15 protein-coding genes are annotated in these 15898 nt (G+C 67.5%); 6 read left to right on the top strand and 9 right to left on the bottom strand.

Annotated features, from left to right (window positions below; translation table 11 throughout):
• The first annotated feature begins 117 nt into the window (after window positions 1–117).
• Window positions 118–1269 carry a metallophosphoesterase gene (locus VA603_RS04255; protein WP_323438007.1) on the top strand — a complete coding sequence of 384 codons (1152 nt, stop codon included), beginning with the start codon at window positions 118–120 and terminating at the stop codon, window positions 1267–1269.
• Window positions 1270–1300: 31 nt separating this feature from the next.
• On the opposite strand, the gene VA603_RS04260 is transcribed toward VA603_RS04255, so the two are convergent.
• From VA603_RS04260 to VA603_RS04285, 6 genes are all read right to left on the bottom strand, one after another.
• Window positions 1301–1780 (bottom strand): MgtC/SapB family protein, encoded by a 480-nt coding sequence (locus VA603_RS04260; protein ID WP_323438008.1) that lies wholly within the window; start codon window positions 1778–1780, stop codon window positions 1301–1303.
• Between the two features lie 153 nt (window positions 1781–1933).
• The gene (gene mtnC, locus VA603_RS04265; protein ID WP_323438009.1) at window positions 1934–2632 is read right to left on the bottom strand and encodes an acireductone synthase; all 699 of its coding nucleotides are present in this window, start codon (window positions 2630–2632) and stop codon (window positions 1934–1936) included.
• Window positions 2633–2766: 134 nt separating this feature from the next.
• On the bottom strand, window positions 2767–3321 hold the full coding sequence (locus tag VA603_RS04270) for a 1,2-dihydroxy-3-keto-5-methylthiopentene dioxygenase (RefSeq protein WP_323438010.1): 555 nt from the start codon (window positions 3319–3321) through the stop codon (window positions 2767–2769).
• A 75-nt stretch (window positions 3322–3396) separates the two neighbouring features.
• Window positions 3397–4044 (bottom strand): methylthioribulose 1-phosphate dehydratase, encoded by a 648-nt coding sequence (locus tag VA603_RS04275; RefSeq protein ID WP_192285973.1) that lies wholly within the window; start codon window positions 4042–4044, stop codon window positions 3397–3399.
• Between the two features lie 219 nt (window positions 4045–4263).
• Window positions 4264–5697: an amino acid permease gene (locus VA603_RS04280; protein WP_323438011.1), complete on the bottom strand. Its 1434-nt coding sequence runs from the start codon at window positions 5695–5697 to the stop codon at window positions 4264–4266.
• A gap of 79 nt (window positions 5698–5776) precedes the next feature.
• Complete coding sequence (locus VA603_RS04285; protein ID WP_323438012.1) at window positions 5777–7252, bottom strand: amino acid permease; 1476 nt, start codon at window positions 7250–7252, stop codon at window positions 5777–5779.
• 185 nt (window positions 7253–7437) lie between these two features.
• On the opposite strand from VA603_RS04285, the gene VA603_RS04290 reads away from it, so the two are divergent.
• Window positions 7438–7995 carry an NUDIX hydrolase gene (locus VA603_RS04290; protein WP_132863101.1) on the top strand — a complete coding sequence of 186 codons (558 nt, stop codon included), beginning with the start codon at window positions 7438–7440 and terminating at the stop codon, window positions 7993–7995.
• Between the two features lie 134 nt (window positions 7996–8129).
• Here VA603_RS04290 and serA read toward each other — a convergent pair whose 3' ends face one another.
• Window positions 8130–9371 (bottom strand): phosphoglycerate dehydrogenase, encoded by a 1242-nt coding sequence (gene serA, locus VA603_RS04295; RefSeq protein ID WP_132863102.1) that lies wholly within the window; start codon window positions 9369–9371, stop codon window positions 8130–8132.
• 205 nt (window positions 9372–9576) lie between these two features.
• Here serA and VA603_RS04300 point away from each other — a divergent pair, with 205 nt between their 5' ends.
• The 4 genes from VA603_RS04300 to VA603_RS04315 are packed head-to-tail and all read left to right on the top strand — an operon-like array spanning window position 9577 to window position 14310.
• Entirely contained in the window at window positions 9577–10965 is a 1389-nt protein-coding gene (locus VA603_RS04300; RefSeq protein WP_323438013.1) for an FAD-binding oxidoreductase, read from the top strand.
• Window positions 10966–11016: 51 nt separating this feature from the next.
• Window positions 11017–11316, top strand: coding sequence for a DUF2388 domain-containing protein (locus VA603_RS04305; protein WP_132866073.1), 300 nt, complete (start codon window positions 11017–11019; stop codon window positions 11314–11316).
• On the top strand, window positions 11313–13190 hold the full coding sequence (locus VA603_RS04310) for a DUF7844 domain-containing protein (RefSeq protein ID WP_323438014.1): 1878 nt from the start codon (window positions 11313–11315) through the stop codon (window positions 13188–13190). The genes VA603_RS04305 and VA603_RS04310 overlap by 4 nt, the downstream gene beginning before the upstream one ends.
• Window positions 13177–14310, top strand: a complete 1134-nt coding sequence (locus VA603_RS04315; RefSeq protein WP_132863105.1) for a two-component system sensor histidine kinase NtrB — start codon at window positions 13177–13179, stop codon at window positions 14308–14310. The genes VA603_RS04310 and VA603_RS04315 overlap by 14 nt, the downstream gene beginning before the upstream one ends.
• 75 nt (window positions 14311–14385) lie before the next feature.
• Here VA603_RS04315 and yeiP read toward each other — a convergent pair whose 3' ends face one another.
• Both yeiP and VA603_RS04325 read right to left on the bottom strand, forming a co-directional pair.
• Complete coding sequence (gene yeiP / locus VA603_RS04320) at window positions 14386–14952, bottom strand: elongation factor P-like protein YeiP (RefSeq protein ID WP_323438015.1); 567 nt, start codon at window positions 14950–14952, stop codon at window positions 14386–14388.
• A 93-nt stretch (window positions 14953–15045) separates the two neighbouring features.
• A complete protein-coding gene (locus VA603_RS04325; protein ID WP_323438016.1) occupies window positions 15046–15816 on the bottom strand; it encodes an SDR family NAD(P)-dependent oxidoreductase in 771 nt (256 codons plus the stop codon).
• Between the last annotated feature and the right edge of the window lie 82 nt (window positions 15817–15898).

The following is a 15898-nucleotide window of genomic DNA, read 5'->3' on the forward strand; positions in this document are numbered from 1 at the left end:
TCAGCCGCCGCTACCTTCCCGGCAATCAGGCTGTGTCAAAGTACGTGGCATCCCCTTGAGTCCTTCCTGGCGGCCTGACGGCGGGCGAAGCCTGCATCGCGGTTGTCGCAATCAATGATGACGCTCCTTGTTTCCCTGATCCTGCCGTTGCTGGCGCTGTGGTTGTGGCTGCCGGTCAACGCGCTCAGCAGGCGGCAGCGCCGTTGGCGCATTTCCCTGACCATGGGGCTGGCCTTCGTCGGACTTGGCTTCGCCACGCTGTGGCGGCTGGACTGGCTCGCGTACGAGGTGGTGGCCTGGGTCCAGCTGGTGTTCGGCTGGGTGCTGGTGATGTTCGTGCTGCTGTTGGCCTTCCTGCTGCTGCGCACGCTGGGCTGGCTGGCCAGTCGCCTGCTCGCGCGCACGTCGACGTTGGCCACGGTCTGGCACGGGGCGCGGTTGAACGACGTTGCAGCGGTCGCCATCGTCCTGCTGGCCAGTTGGGGCATTGCCAACGGCCTGCGTCCGCCCAAGGTGCAGGAACGCGACCTGGTCGTGCCGAACCTGCCCGCGGAGCTGGACGGGGTGCGGGTGGCGGTGCTGGCGGACCTGCATATCAGCCCGGTGAAGCGCGCCTGGCGGACCCAGCGCATCGTCGACGAGGTGCTGGCCGCCACGCCCGACCTGATCGTGCTGCCGGGCGACATGGCCGACGGCGGCCTGGAGGCGTCGGGTCGGTTCGCTGCGCCATTGGCGCAGTTGAAGGCGCCGTATGGGGTGTGGCTGGCCCCGGGCAACCACGAGTACTACTACGACTACACCGCATGGATGGCCCACTTCCGGCGGATGGGGCTGGGCGTGCTGGAGAACCAGACCGCGAAGCTGTCCATCCATGGCCGCACCCTGGCGATCTCCGGTATTGGCGATCTGGCCGCGTTGAAACCCCGTCCCTATGTGCGCGGCGGCATGGCGCCGGACTTGCCGAAGGTGATCGCGGGCGCGCAGGGCAGCGACGTGCACATCCTGCTCGCCCACCAGCCCAAGCAGGCGCGCAATGCGTCCAGGAGCGGGGCGGTGGACCTGCAGATCTCCGGCCATACGCACGGCGGCCATCTGCTGGGCTTCGACCGCCTTGTGGTGGCACCGTTCAATGATGGCTATGTGCGGGGCGAGTACAAGGTGCGCGACATGACCCTGTTCGTCAGCGCCGGCGCCGGGCAATGGGACGGTTTCACCGCGCGGCTGGGGGTGTCTTCCAGCATCGACGTGCTGGTGTTGCGCACGCGATAGCAGCCTGGCGCGGCGGCCTGCCGTGGATGGATCAGTCGTTCTTCTTTTCGGGCATGAGGTGGGGCAGGGCGCTGACCACGGCCAGTGCGGCCAAGGTGGTGAAACCGGCTGCCAGGTACATGCCCATGCCCGCGGCCATGCCGATGGCCGAGGTCATCCAGATGCCTGCGGCCGTGGTCAACCCCTGGATACGTTCTTCGTTGTCCAGCTTGAGGATGGCGCCGGCGCCCAGGAAGCCGATGCCGGAGACGATGCCCTGCATGACCCGGGTGACGTCGCCGGGCGCAACGCCCATCTGCAGCGGCGCCAGGACGAACAGCGCCGAACCCACCGAAACCAGGATGTGCGTCTTCAACCCGGCGGCACGTCCCTTGCTCTCGCGCTCCAGTCCCAGCGCGCCGCCGAGCGCGATGGCCGTCAACAGGCGGGCGCCGACCACGGTGAGGGTTTCGGCGTCGGGCAGTGAAAACTCATTGGCCAGGGTCTGGCTGACCGCGAATGGAATGATCATGCGTCGATGCCTCCAGCGACCGGCAGACGGGGCTTCCGCGTCATCGGTACCCTAGCAGCCCCGCGCGTGCGCCGGCGTGAGGCCATGACGCCCGGCGACACATGCGAAAACGGCCCCACCGGGGCCGTTTTCCTGTCCAGCGGCAACGCGGTATCAGAGCGTGATCTGCTCGAAGTTCTCGACCCGCGCATGGCCGTGCGTCGCTTCGCCGGTGCGTGGCAGCGGATAGTCGCTGAGCCGGTCGACCAGTACGGTCTGCAGCCCGGCCTCGCGCGCGGCGTCGAGTTCTTCGACCACGTCGGACAGGAACAGGATGTCCTGCGGCGCGATGCCGATGGCCTTGGCGATGTGCGCATAGCTCGGGGCCTCGCGCTTGCCGCCGACCTCGGTATCGAAGTTGCCGGAGAACAGGCCATTGAGGTCGCCGGCATCGCTGAAGCCGAAGAACAGCTTCTGTGCCGGTACCGAGCCGGAGGAATACACGTACAGCGGCAGGCCGCTTGCGTGCCAGCCGCGCAGGACGGCCGCCACTTCCGGGTACAGGTGGGCGGTGTAGTCACCGTTGCGGTAGCCCGCGTCCCAGATCATGCCCTGCAGTGCCTTGAGCGCGGTGTGCTTGCGGTCCTGGTCGATCCAGCCCTGCAGGGTTTCCACGATCACCGCGTCCTGGCAGGCGCCGGCGGCGATCTCGGTGGCCACCGCGTCCAGCCACTGGCGCACCTGCGGTTCGTTGCCGTGGCTGCGGACGAATTCCGGCAGGGCGTTGCGTGCGTATGGGAACAGCACTTCCTTGACAAAGGAGATGCTGGAGGTGGTTCCCTCGATGTCGGTGAGGATGGCTTTGATGGTCATGGACGGGGTATTCCTGCGCCGGGCTGGCCGGGTGCTGGCGGGTTTACGGTCGGGTCGTCGGGGAGGGCTTGCCCACTAGGGGCTGCCTCACCCCGACTCCTCTGCCGCAGGCGGAAGAGGAGTTGAAGAGCAGATCAGGCCGCGCTGGGCTCATAGCGCGGGAAGCGCTGGGCGATGTCGGTGCCGGTGAAGTGGCCGACCCAGCCGTCCGGCTCGGTGAAGAAGCGGATGGCGGCGAAGCTGGGTTCCTCGCCCATGTCGAACCAGTGGGTGACGCCGTCCGGGACCGAGATCAGGTCGTCCTTCACGCATTCCACTTCGTAGACCTTGTCGCCCACGTGCAGGGTGAACAGGCCCGAGCCGGCGACGAAGAAACGGACTTCGTCTTCCTTGTGGTAGTGCTCGTCGAGGAACTTCCTGCGGATCTCGGCGCGGTTGGGGTTGTCCGGGGCGATCGAGGCCACGTCCACGCTCTTGAAACCATGCGTGGCGACGAGGCGGTCGATGTCCTCGCGGTAAGCGGCGAAGACCTCGTCCTGGCTCGCGCCCGGGGCAACCGGGTGCTTGGCCTGCCAGCGCTCGAAGGTGACGCCGATGTGCTTCAGTTCGGCGGCGATGACCGCGCCGTCGCGGCTGTCCAGCAGCGGGGTGTCCGGGGCGGTGTCGTTGAAGATGCGCAGTCGGCTCATGGCCAGGGACTCCTCGAGTGGGGGGGGAGGGGAGCATACCCGCACGGGCCGGCGCGGGCCCATGCGGAGGGGTAATCAGGAAATGGCGCGCAGCTTGCGCAGTTCAAGTTCGCAATGCAGCAGGAACTCGAAGGCTTCCAGGTGGCGACGGGCTTCGGCCATGTCGCGGCCCCAGGCATACAGGCCGTGGCCGTCGATCAGGTAGCCCCACATCGGGCCCTTGTCCAGTTCGGCCTCGACCTGGGCGGCCAGCACGTCCATGTCCTGGGTGTTGGGGAACACCTTCAGGTCGACGGCGGTCTCGTGGGTGGAGTTGCCATGCAGTGCCTTGAGCAGCTCATAGCCTTCCAGGCGGATGTGGCCCTGGCCGCCGAACAGGCGCGAGGCGATGGTCTGGGTCGGGGAGTGGGTGTGCAGCACGCAACCGACGTCCGGGAAGCGGGCGTAGAGCTGGGTATGCAGCAGGGTTTCGGCGGACGGACGCAATGGGCGGCCCACTGCCTTGCCGGCCAGGTCCACGACCATGATGTCGCTTTCGATCAGCCGCCCCTTGTCCTTGCCGGACACGGTGATGGCGGCGTGCTGGTCGTCCAGCCGGTGCGAGAAGTTGCTGCTGGTGGCAGGCGTCCAGCCGGCCTGGGCCAGTTCGCGGATGTTGTCGATCAGCAACTGGGCCAGTTGGCTCAGCCGCTCGCTGTCGTAGGGGACGGAAGGCGCGTTCATGGGGCGCATTCTACTAAGCCGGGGGCGCTCTTAGGGGCTGCGGCGCGATGGGCCCGTGGCCCGGCAGGTGCCCTGGGCCCACGAACCCGTACGTCGGCGCGACTGCGTTCCGGCTGATCCCGGGTGTGTTTGGCGTGCCCGGGCGGCGCGTGGCGTCGGGCAGGGAAAAGCCCGGGTGTTTCCACCCGGGCTTGGAGGGCCGTTGGCGCCGCCGCCGGCTCAGCCGTTGCGGCCGCGCAGCTTGCTGTGGCGCATGCCGTAGACGAAGTAGATGACGAAGCCGGTGGCGGTCCACAAGCCCATCAGCATCCAGTTGTGCAGGGTCATCGCGGTCAACAGGGCGATGCAGCTGAGCACGCCGAGGCTGCAGATCAACCAGGCCATCGGGATGCGGAACGGGCGCGGCAGGTCTGGCTGGGTGCGACGCAGGACCAGCACGCCGGCGCAGACCGCGGCGAAGGCGATCAGGGTGCCCATCGAGGTCAGCTCGCCGAGGATGTCCAGCGGGAACAGCGCCGCGAGCAGGGCGATGCCGATGCCGGTGATGACCGTGTTGATGTGCGGGGTGCGGTACTTCGGGTGGATCTTGGTGAACACTGGCGGCAGCAGGCCGTCGCGACCCATGATCATGAAGATGCGCGGCTGGCCGATCACCATCACCAGCACCACCGAGGACAGGCCGATCAAGGCACCGACCTCGACGATGATGCGCAGCCAGTCCAGCTGCGGATGTGCGGCCACCGCGGTCACCACCGGCTCGGCGGTGCCCAGCAGCTTGTACGGGACCAGGCCGGTCATCACCGCCGCCATGGCGATGTACAGCACGGTGCAGATCACCAGCGACAGCAGCATGCCGATCGGCAGGTCGCGCTGCGGGCGGTGCGATTCCTGGGCGGCCACCGAGACCGCCTCGAAGCCGATGTAGGCAAAGAACACCATCGCCGCGCCGCGCAGCACGCCGTCGAAGCCGTACTTGCCCGGGCCCTCGTTGGCGGGGATGAACGGGGTCCAGTTGGACGGATCCACGTACTTCCAGCCGGCGAAGATGACCAGCAGGATCAGGCCGGTCTTGAGGATGACCATGGCCATGTTCATCGCCGAGGACTTGCTGATGCCCACGTAGCACAGCCAGGTCAGCAGCAGCACCAGCACGGCGGCGGGGATGTTGGCGATGGCACCGGTCGGGCGCAGCTGGGCATCCAGTGGTGCATTGACCAGCGCCGCTGGCAGGTAGATGTCGAAATGGCTGAGCAGGCTGAGGAAGTAGCCGGTCCAGCTCACCGCCACCGCCGAGGCGGACACGCCGTATTCGAGCACCAGCATCCAGCCGATGAACCAGGCCGAGAGCTCGCCGAAGGTGGCGTAGGTATAGGTGTAGGCGCTGCCGGAGACCGGCACCATCGAGGCGAACTCGGCGTAGGCCATCGCGCAGAACGCGCAGCACACCGCCGCCAGCACGAAGGACAGCATGATCGCCGGGCCGGCGTGGTTGGCCGCGGCCTGGCCGGTGATGACGAAGATGCCGCCGCCGATCACCGCGCCGATGCCCAGCGCGGTGAGGCCCCACGGGCCGAGGGTGCGCTTCAGGCTCAGGCCATTGGCCTCTTCGTGCGCGGCGTGCGGGTGTTTGGTCGCCCAGAGTTGCTTGAACATGTTTCGGGTCTTCGCTCGTCGTTGCGCAGCGGGGAGGCGCAGGGAAACGCCGGCGCACAAGGCGCCGGCATGAGGGGAATCAGGCGTTGTCGTTGAGTTTGCTGTGGCGCATGCCGTAGCCGAAGTAGATCAGCAGGCCCAGCACGGTCCAACCGACGAACAGGTGCCAATGCACCACGAATGCCTGCAGGAACAGGGCGACGCAGGCGATGGCGCCGAGCGGGCAGATCAGCCACGGCACCGGCACCTTGAACGGACGGGTGATGTCCGGCTTGGTGTAGCGCAGGACGAGCACGCCGATGCAGACCGTGGCGAAGGCCAGCAGGGTGCCCATCGACACCAGCTCGCCGAGCACGTTGAGCGGGATCAGGCCGGCCAGCGCTGCCGCCAGCACGCCGACCACCACGGTGCTGACATAGGGCGTGCGGAACCGCGGGTGGACCCGGCCGAACGCCTTGGGCAGCAGGCCGTCGCGGGAAATGGTGTAGGCGATGCGGGACTGGCCCATCATCATCACCAGCACCACCGAGGACAGGCCGGCGATGGCGCCGATCTCGACGAAGGTCTTCAGCCACATCAGCTTGGGATAGGCCTCCAGCGCGGTGGCCACCGGCTTGTCGGTCCCCAGCAGGGTGTAGTTCAACATGCCGGTCAGCACGGCGCAGACCACGATGTAGACGAGGGTGCAGACCGCCAGCGAGCCGAGCAGGCCGATCGGCATGTTCTTCTGCGGGTCCTTGGTCTCGCCGGCGGCGGTGGAGACCGCGTCGAAGCCGATGTAGGCGAAGAACACGATGGTGGCCGCGCGGAACACGCCGCTCCAGCCGAACTCGCCGAAGGTGCCGGTGTTCTGCGGGATGAAGGGCTGCCAGTTGGCGGGATCGATGTACTGGATGCCGAAGCCGATGAACAGGCAGATCACGGTGATCTTGATCGCCACGATGATGGCGTTGACGAAGGTGGACTGGGTCACGCCGACGTAGAGCAGGCCGGTCACCGCCGCCACGATCAGCACGGCCGGCAGGTTGAACAGCTTGCCGGAGCTGACGAACTCGCTGCCCGTCCAGGCCAGCGGCGCGGCACTGAGCGCGTCGGGGAACGGCATGTGCAGGGTGGTGGTGATGAAGCTGATCAGGTAGGCCGACCAGCCAACCGCGACCGAGGCCGAAGCGAACAGGTACTCCAGCACCAGGCACCAGCCGATGAACCAGGCCATGCCCTCGCCAAGGGTGGCATAGGAGTAGGAATAGGCGCTGCCGGAGACAGGCATCATCGCCGCGAACTCGGCGTAGCACAGGCCGGCCAGGGCACAGGCCAGGCCGGCGATGACGAAGGACAGCATGATCGCCGGGCCGGCGTGGTTGGCGGCCGCCTGGCCGGTCAACACGAAGATGCCCGCGCCGATGACCGCTCCGATGCCGAGCATGATCAGGTGCTTGGCTGTGAGGGTGCGCTTGAGCGTGGCTTCGCCTTGGAGGCTGCCCTCGATCGGCTCGCCCGCATCGACATGTGCGGCCGGTTCGACCGGTTTGACCCTCAACAGTGTTTTGAGCATTCCGCTGGTTCCCGTACTGAGTGCTGGCCCGCCGACTGGAAGGGCGGGTCCGGTAGAGTGCGCCGAAAGCTGAACATTCGGCAACGCGCCTACCTTGCCAAAGGCGATGAAACTCGACAAGCGCAGGTGCAACATCGACAGCGATAATGGCCGCCGGCATCAACCCCACGAATGTGCTTACAGTCATGCATGAACAGGATCAGGCGCTGCGCCAGGCGCTGCAGGAATATGCGCGGACCGTCCCGCAGCAGGCGGAGGTGGTGCAATCGTTCCTGGCGCTGTTGGCCGACCAGGGGCCGGATCCTTTCTGCCGGGAGCGGCTGGCCGGGCACTTCACCGGCAGTGCCTGGCTGGTCAGCGCCGACGGCCAACGGGTACTGCTGACCCACCACCGCAAGCTTGCACGGTGGCTGCAACTGGGCGGGCACGCCGATGGCGACCACGACCTGGCGGCCGTGGCACTGCGCGAGGCGCAGGAGGAATCGGGGCTGCCCGGCCTGAGCTTGGGGTCAACGGGGATCTATGACCTGGACAGGCACTGGATCCCGGCGCGGGGCGAGGTCCCCGGGCATTGGCATTACGACGTCCGCTACGTGGTGCAGGCGGGGGCGGACGAGCGCTTCGCGGTCAGCGAGGAGTCGCTGGACCTGGCCTGGTGCACGGTGCATGAGGTCGCCGGGCAGGACGATGCGTCCCTGCGGCGCATGGCGCAACGCTGGTTGGCGCGGTCAACGCCCCGGTAGGAGCGCCTTCAGGCGCGAAGCCGGAATGAGATCCGATGGCGCGCGGGTTGATTGCCAGCTTCGCGGTACTCCTGCCGCTCCTGGACGAAGCGGCAGAAGTGCCTTCAGGCGCGCAACAGGTGCAACTGCCGCGGTCAGTAGAGGATGCGCGTACGCAGGGTGCCGGGGATGGCCGCCAGCTCGTCGCGGATCACGGTAGCCTGCTCCTCGGTCGCGCCGATGTCGATCACCACGTAGCCGACCTTGGGGTCGGTGCGCAGGAACTGGCCGTCGATGTTGAGGTTGTGGCGCGAGAAGATCTCGTTGATCTTGGACAGCACGCCCGGCACGTTGCGGTGGATGTGCAGCAGGCGCAGGCTCTCGTCGTGTTCGGGCAGGGTCACCTCGGGGAAGTTGACCGCCGACAGGGTCGAGCCGTTGTCGCTGTAGCGCACCAGCTTGGCGGCGACCTCGATGCCGATGTTCTCCTGTGCCTCCAGCGTCGAGCCACCCACGTGCGGGGTCAGGATCACGTTGTCATGCGCGGTGAGCGGCGATTCGAAGCGGTCGCCATTGCCCTTGGGCTCGACCGGGAACACATCTACCGCCGCGCCACCCAGGTGGCCCGAGCGCAGCGCCGCGTCCAGCGCGTCGATGTCGACCACGGTGCCGCGCGCGGCATTGATCAGGTGCGCGCCCTTCTTCATCTTCGCCAGCTGCGGGGCACCGATCATCCACTGGGTGGAGCCGTTCTCCGGCACGTGCAGGGTGACGATGTCCGAGCGCTCCAGCAGGCTGTCCAGGCTGATGGCCGGGTGCGCGTTGCCCAGCGACAGCTTGGTTTCGATGTCGTGGAAGATCACGTTCATGCCGAACGCCTCGGCCAGCACGCCGACCTGAGTACCGATGTGGCCGTAGCCGATGATGCCCAGGGTCTTGCCGCGTACCTCATGGCTGCCGTCGGCCGACTTGGACCAGCCGCCGCGGTGGCATTCGGCGTTCTTCTGCGGGATGCCACGGGTCAGCAGGATGGCTTCGGCGATGACCAGCTCGGCGACCGAGCGGGTGTTGGAGTAGGGCGCGTTGAACACCGGGATGCCGGCCAGCTCGGCCGCCTCCAGGTCCACCTGGTTGGTGCCGATGCAGAAGCAGCCCACCGCGATCAGGCGCTTTGCGTGGGACAGCACCTCGGCCGAGAGATGGGTGCGCGAGCGGATGCCGACGATGTGGGCCTCGGCGATGCGGGCCTTCAGCTCCTCGTCCGGCAGCGACTTGGTATGGAATTCGATCTGCGAGTACCCGGCCGCCTTGAACGTGTCCACGGCGGTCTGGCTGACCCCCTCGAGCAACAAAACGCGGATGTCCTGCTTCGGGAACGAGGTCTTCTTGGGCGACATGTCGGGTACGACGGCACAGGGGGAAGGGCCGCCAACTATGCCAGATCCGAAGCCGCTTTGGTGCGCTGCGCAACGCGGCAAGGCATTGATGGAGAAAAGGTTTCAGATGAATTTACCTGCGCTTGGCAGCGGGCTGCCAAGGTGACTGGACGAGGCGCGGCCGGACTGTCACGCTTGGCGGCTTTCACGTCGCCGAAACACCGCCATGACCGATCCACGCCTGCAAAGCCTCCAGCAGTCCTGCCCGAGCCTGCGTCTGAAGACCGATCCGGCCGACCTGGAGCATTACGGGCGTGACTGGACCCGCCGCTGGACCCCCAACCCGCTGGCCATCGCCTTGCCGGGGACGGTCGAGGAAGTGCAGGCGGTGGTGCGCTGGGCCAACCAGCTCGGCGTGGCGGTGGTGCCGTCCGGCGGCCGCACCGGCTTGTCCGGTGGCGCGGTGGCGGCCAACGGCGAGCTGGTGCTCAGCCTGGAACGCATGAACAAGGCGCTGGACTTCAATGCCGTGGACCGCACCCTGACCGTGCAGGCCGGCATGCCGCTGGAGGCGTTGCACAACGCGGCCAGGGAGCACGGGCTGATCTACCCGGTGGATTTCGCCGCGCGCGGCTCCTGCTCGATCGGCGGCAACATCGCCACCAATGCCGGCGGCATCCGCGTGATCCGCTACGGCAACACCCGCGAATGGATCGCCGGGCTCAAGGTGGTGGCCGGCAACGGCGAACTGCTGGAGCTCAACAAGGGCCTGATCAAGAACTCCAGCGGCTACGACTTCCGCCAGCTGGTGATCGGCTCGGAAGGCACGCTGGGCATCGTGGTCGAGGCCACGGTCAAGTTGACCGACCCGCCGCCGGCCACCAACGTGATGCTGCTGGCGCTGCCGTCGTTCGACGTGTTGATGCAGGTGTTCTCGGCGTTCCGTGAACGCCTGCAGCTGGAGGCCTTTGAGTTCTTCACCGACCGCGCCGTGCAGCACGTCACCGCGCACGGGGCACAGTACCCGTTCGGGGAGATCCACCCGTACTACGTGGTCACCGAGTACGCCTCGGTCGACGAGGCCGGCGAAGCGGCGGCGATGGCGGCCTTCGAGCATTGCATGGAGCAGGGTTGGGTGCTGGACGGCGTGATCAGCGCCAGCGAAGCCCAGGCCCAGCAGCTGTGGCGCCTGCGCGAAGGGATCACCGAGGCGGTCGCGCGCTACAAGCCGTACAAGAACGACGTATCGGTGCGGATCTCGGCGATGCCGGCGTTCCTGGCCGAGTCGCAGGCGCTGATCAACGGCGCGTATCCGCATTTCGACGTGGTCTGGTTCGGCCATATCGGCGATGGCAACCTGCACATCAACGTGCTCAAGCCCGACGACACCAGCGATGCCGAGTTCCTGATCCAGTGCGAGCATGTCACCAAGCTGCTGGCCGAGGTGCTGCACCGTTTCGACGGCAGCATTTCGGCTGAACACGGGATCGGGCTGGTCAAGAAGGCCTACCTGGGCAGCACCCGTGGCGCGGCCGAGATCGCGCTGATGCGCGGGGTCAAGCGGGCGTTCGACCCGAACGGCCTGATGAACCCGGGCAAGTTGTTCGACCAGTAAGGGTTTGCCAGTTACTCTGTGCGCCCTCCAATCGCCAAGACCGACCTGACGATGATCCGCCCGATCCTGTTCTGCGCCCTGCTTGCCCTGCCGCTGTCGGTGTTCGCCTCCAGCTTTGCCGGAACATCGGCCGGATCGGCCTCGGGCGCGTCCTCCAACTCGTCGGGCAGCTCGTCCGGCGACGACAAGGTGGTGCTGGATGCGCGCGAAGACGCCGCCGGCTTTGTCGCCAGCAATGGCGCCATCCGTGGGGCATGGCTGGAAGCGGCCCTGATCCACCTGCGCGAACGTGATGCCGCCGCCCGTGAAGCCAGCGACATGGAACTGGCGCGGAAGATCCTGGCGCTGTGACCGGCACCGGCCGGCTGCCGCGTGCGCGGTGGCTGGTAGTCCTGCTGGCCGGCCTGTTGGCCGCCGGCCAGGGCCAGGCCGCACTGCGCATCAGCGTGGACGGCCCGGGCTTGTCGCCGTCCGAACGGCGCGACAGCCAACAACTGGTCGAGGATGTCCTGCAGCGCGCACCGCCCGCGCTGCGTGCGCGTGCAAACCGTCCGTTGCGGCTGCGCTGGCGCGAGGATCTGCCTGAACACGTGCAAGGGCGCGCCCACGGCGACGTGCTCGGCCTGGACAGGCGCCTGCTCGATGCGCTGGACGGTGGTCATGAGCCTGATTGGGCCGTGGCGCGCGCCGCGCTGGCCCACGAGCTGGCACATGCGTTGGATCGCGCACCCGACGGTGGCTGGTCGAAGCAGGCCCGCTTCCGCGACCTGGCGGGTTGGCAGGAGCGCCCGCTCTGGCCGGGCCGGGGACGCAACCGTTTCACGCTGCGCAGCCCGGATGCCTACGAGCGGGACAACCCGGCCGAGTTCTTCGCGGTCAACTTCGAGTACTACCTGCTTGATCCGCAGTTCGGCTGCCGGCGCCCGGCGCTGGCGGCCTGGTATGCCGCGCAACTGGGCGATCTCCCGGCGGAAGCCGCCGCAACCTGCGCCCCAGCCGTGCCGCTGATGAAGGCCGGCGAACAGGAAGGGTCCGCCGAGCTGGTCGAACTGGATCCTGCGCGTGTCTACCAGGTGGACTACCTGCTGGCCGAGGGCAACGACGTGCTGATGAGCCGCTGGGGCCACAGCATGTTGCGATTGGTGGTGTGCGCGCCAGGGCGGCCACCTGGCCCTGCCTGCCGGATGGACCTGCAACATCACCTGGTGCTGTCCTTCCGTGCCTTCGTCGGCGACGTCCAGATCTCCAACTGGCGCGGCTTGACCGGTTCCTACCCTTCGCGCCTGTTCGTGCTGCCACTGAACCGGGTGATCGACGAATACACCAAGGTCGAGCTGCGCGGCGTCTCGTCGGTGCCACTGGCGCTGGACCGGCAGGAAATCACCGGGCTGCTGCAGCAGGCCGCGCAGTTGCACTGGAGCTATGACGGCCGCTACTTCTTCATCAGCAACAACTGCGCGGTGGAAACCTGGAAGCTGCTGCGCGACGGTGCCCCTCGGCTGGGCCAGGCCGACCTGCAATCCATCACCCCGACCGGCCTGCGCGCGAAGCTGCAGCGCCAGCACCTGTTGGTGGCCGCCCCGCAGGACACCTCCGAAGCGGTGCGCGGGGGCTATTACTTCGAATCGGCCGCCGGTCACTACGCGCTGGTGTTCGCCCTGGCGCGGGAGGCCTTGGGGTTGCCGGTGGCCGATGTCGCGCACTGGCTGGCGTTGCCAGCCGGGCAGCGGCGGCCATGGATGGAGCGGGCCGACGGGCAATCGCTGGCGGCACTGCTCCTGCTGGAACAGGCCGGATGGCGGCGCCAGGAACTGCTGGCCCGTGACCGCCTCAAGCGTGAATTGCTGGGGGGGAAGGACGCGGCGCGGCAGCATGCCGAATTCCTGGCCCTGATGCAGCGCGCTGGCCTGCTGGTGGCGCCGGGCGGTCTGCCGCTGGGCGGATATGGCATCCCGACCCCCGCCGAGCGCGATCTTGCCCGTGGGGCGGTGGCGGCGGGCGCGCCGGAAGCCATCGCGCAATGGTCGGCGCTGCGCGCGGAAGCCTTGGCGTTGCTGCCTGCCGGGCAACAGGCGCAAATGGCCGGCATTGAATCGAATCTGGACTACCTGCGCCAACGCTTGCGTTTGCGGTACGGTACGTCGTCCTCCTTGCCAGTCGTACTGACCGGGGGGCGGGGGAGAGGACGACTTGTGGAGGGTGCGGTTGAGCATGGCAATGAATGATGTGCAGCTGCCCGATGGGGCGACGCAGCTGGCCGAGGATGTGATGCGACTGCGCTCATGCGCGGTCCTGCAGATGGACCACCACGGGCGGATCCTGGATTGCAATGCCGGTGTGCTGGGGGTCTTCGGCTATCGTTCCGATGAACTGGTTGGGCGTAACTTCGCCTGTCTGTTCAGCAGCGCCGAACTGGACCGTGGCTCGGACCGCGCGGCCCTGACCAAGGCATTGCTGCACAGCTTCGAGAACCAGGGCCTGGCGATGATGCGCAAGGACGCCACGCGCTTCCGTGCCGGCTTGCTGCTGGAGCGGGTGGAAGGCAGCGGGGACGCGACGCCGCGCGTGCTGATGGTGGTGCGCGACCTGAGCGATTTCTTTCAGACCCAGAAGCGGGTCAACGAGGCGCAGGAGATCGCGCTGCGCGCGCAGCGGCTGGACGCGGTCGGCAAGCTGACCCTGGGGCTGTCGCATGACTTCAACAACCTGTTGTCGGTGATCGCCAACAGCCTGGACATGCTCGCCGCTCGCCGTACCGGCGACGAGAGCGCGCGCCGCATCCTGGACATCGCCCACCGTGCGGTGGAGCGGGGCACGCAGCTGACCCGGCAGATGCTGGCCTTCGGCCGCGGGCAGACGCTGGTGCCGGAGGTCAGTGACGTCGGCCACCTGCTGCAGTCGTCGCTGGAGCTGTATCGCCGCGTGTGCGGGGAGACCATCCAGCTGAACATCCAGGTGGCGCAGGGCCTGCCGCCGATCGCGGTGGATACCGGCCAACTGGAGGCCGCGTTGCTCAACCTGTTGAGCAACAGCCGTGACGCGATGCACGGGGTGGGCCGGGTGGTGCTGGAAGCCCGCCTGGAAACCGCCGTGCTGCCCGGGGGCAAGGGCGAGGAAGAGGATTTCGTCTGCATCACCGTCGGCGACAGCGGGCCGGGCATCCAGGCCGAGATCCAGGGCAGCGTGTTCGAGCCGTTCTTCACCACCAAGAGCGTGGGCGACGGCAGCGGGCTGGGGCTGAGCCAGGTGTACGGGTTTGCTTCGCAGTCCGGGGGCACCGCGACGATCGGCCGGTCGGCGTTGGGGGGTGCGGCGGTATCGCTGTACTTCCCGGTGGTGCGCTGATCCCGGAGTGCCCTGTCATCCGGTGATGTCCGGATGACGGGCCCTGCTGCAGGCCGAGGCCGCTCCTGCCGGGGATCAGTCGGCGCGGCCGCCGAACTCACCGGTGGTGGTGTTGACCAGGATGCGCTCACCGTTGGTGATGTATTCCGGGACCATGATCTCGATGCCGGTGTTCAGCTTGGCCGGCTTCGGACGCTTGGTCGCGGTGCCGCCCTTCAGCTCCGGCGGGGTCTCGACCACTTCCAGGGTCACGTGCTGCGGCATCTGGATCGCCACCGGCTGGTCGTCGATCACCTGCACGTAGATGCCGGTCAGGCCTTCGGTGATGTAGCCGGCGTCGTCGCCGATCACGTCCGCATCCAGCGTGTACGGGGTGTAGTCCTCGTCATCCAGGAACACGAAGGCGTCGCCGTCCATGTAGGAATAGGTGGACTGGCGGCGCAGCAGCTCGACTTCGCTCAGGTTGTCATCGGCGTCAAAGCTGGCATCGAGCTTGTTGCCGCCCGGCACGCTGTACATGATGAAACGGAAGCGGACGTTGCCGCCGCGGCCCTGCGGCGAGCTGCGCTCGATGTCGCGGATCTGATAGACGCCGTTGTTGTATTCGACGACGTTGCCTTTCTTGATATCGCTGGCTTTCATGCTTGGAAAGTCGGTTGGGGTAAACGGAGGCGGGGGGCCCGGGGGGGCCCCCCCGGGGGGGGGCGGGGCGGGGCGCCCCCCCCGCCGGGGGGGTCACTTCGGTGCCAGACGCACGGCACCGTCAAGGCGAATAGTCTCACCGTTGAGGTAGGTATTGCCAATGATGTGGCCGACCAGGCTGGCAAAGTCGGCCGGCTGGCCCAGCCGCGACGGGAACGGGATGGAGGCGGCCAGCGATTCCTGCACGTTCGGCGGCATGCCATCGACCATCGGGGTCCAGAACACGCCCGGGGCGATGGTCAGCACGCGGATGCCGAAGCGCGACAGCTCGCGGGCCATCGGCAGGGTCATGCCGACCACGCCGCCCTTGGAGGCGGAGTAGGCGGCCTGGCCGATCTGGCCTTCATAGGCGGCCACCGAGGCGGTGTTGATGATCACCCCGCGCTCGCCATCGGCCGAGGCCTCGTTGTGCTGCATCAGGTCGGCCGCGGCCTTGGCCACGTTGAAGCTGCCGACCAGGTTGACCATCACCGTGGTCTGGAAATTGGCCAGCGGCATCGGGGCCTCGCGGCCCAGCACGCGGCCCGCGCCAAGGATGCCGGCGCAGTTCATCACCACGTTCAGCCCGCCCAGGAAGTCCCTGGCGGCAGCCAGGTTGGCGGTCACGCCGGCCTCGTCGGTGACGTTGGTGGTGAAGTAGCGGGCGTTGTCGGCGCCCAGCTCGGCGACGGCGGCCGCACCCTTCTCGTCATTGAGGTCGAACAGGGCGACCTTGCCGCCGTTGGCGACCAGGAACTGGGCGACGCCGAGGCCGAGGCCGGAAACACCACCGGTGATGACAGCACGCACGGAGGACAGCTGCATTGGAACGATCCTGCGGAAAAATGGACCACCGATTCTAGCGGATGCGCCTGCTCCGCCCAGAGGGGCAGGCCGGCTCGCCGCT

It is taken from the genome of Stenotrophomonas capsici (genome assembly GCF_034961085.1).
Taxonomy (GTDB): Bacteria; Pseudomonadota; Gammaproteobacteria; order Xanthomonadales; family Xanthomonadaceae; genus Stenotrophomonas; species Stenotrophomonas capsici.

Bases quoted from the DNA above. Each gene is read 5' to 3' on its own strand.
- VA603_RS04255 (WP_323438007.1), top strand. From the start codon at position 118: ATGACGCTCCTTGTTTCCCTGATCCTGCCGTTGCTGGCGCTGTGGTTG.
- VA603_RS04260 (WP_323438008.1), bottom strand. From the start codon at position 1,780: ATGATCATTCCATTCGCGGTCAGCCAGACCCTGGCCAATGAGTTTTCA.
- mtnC (WP_323438009.1), bottom strand. From the start codon at position 2,632: ATGACCATCAAAGCCATCCTCACCGACATCGAGGGAACCACCTCCAGC.
- VA603_RS04270 (WP_323438010.1), bottom strand. From the start codon at position 3,321: ATGAGCCGACTGCGCATCTTCAACGACACCGCCCCGGACACCCCGCTG.
- VA603_RS04275 (WP_192285973.1), bottom strand. From the start codon at position 4,044: ATGAACGCGCCTTCCGTCCCCTACGACAGCGAGCGGCTGAGCCAACTG.
- VA603_RS04280 (WP_323438011.1), bottom strand. From the start codon at position 5,697: ATGTTCAAGCAACTCTGGGCGACCAAACACCCGCACGCCGCGCACGAA.
- VA603_RS04285 (WP_323438012.1), bottom strand. From the start codon at position 7,252: ATGCTCAAAACACTGTTGAGGGTCAAACCGGTCGAACCGGCCGCACAT.
- VA603_RS04290 (WP_132863101.1), top strand. From the start codon at position 7,438: ATGCATGAACAGGATCAGGCGCTGCGCCAGGCGCTGCAGGAATATGCG.
- serA (WP_132863102.1), bottom strand. From the start codon at position 9,371: ATGTCGCCCAAGAAGACCTCGTTCCCGAAGCAGGACATCCGCGTTTTG.
- VA603_RS04300 (WP_323438013.1), top strand. From the start codon at position 9,577: ATGACCGATCCACGCCTGCAAAGCCTCCAGCAGTCCTGCCCGAGCCTG.
- VA603_RS04305 (WP_132866073.1), top strand. From the start codon at position 11,017: ATGATCCGCCCGATCCTGTTCTGCGCCCTGCTTGCCCTGCCGCTGTCG.
- VA603_RS04315 (WP_132863105.1), top strand. From the start codon at position 13,177: ATGGCAATGAATGATGTGCAGCTGCCCGATGGGGCGACGCAGCTGGCC.
- yeiP (WP_323438015.1), bottom strand. From the start codon at position 14,952: ATGAAAGCCAGCGATATCAAGAAAGGCAACGTCGTCGAATACAACAAC.
- VA603_RS04325 (WP_323438016.1), bottom strand. From the start codon at position 15,816: ATGCAGCTGTCCTCCGTGCGTGCTGTCATCACCGGTGGTGTTTCCGGC.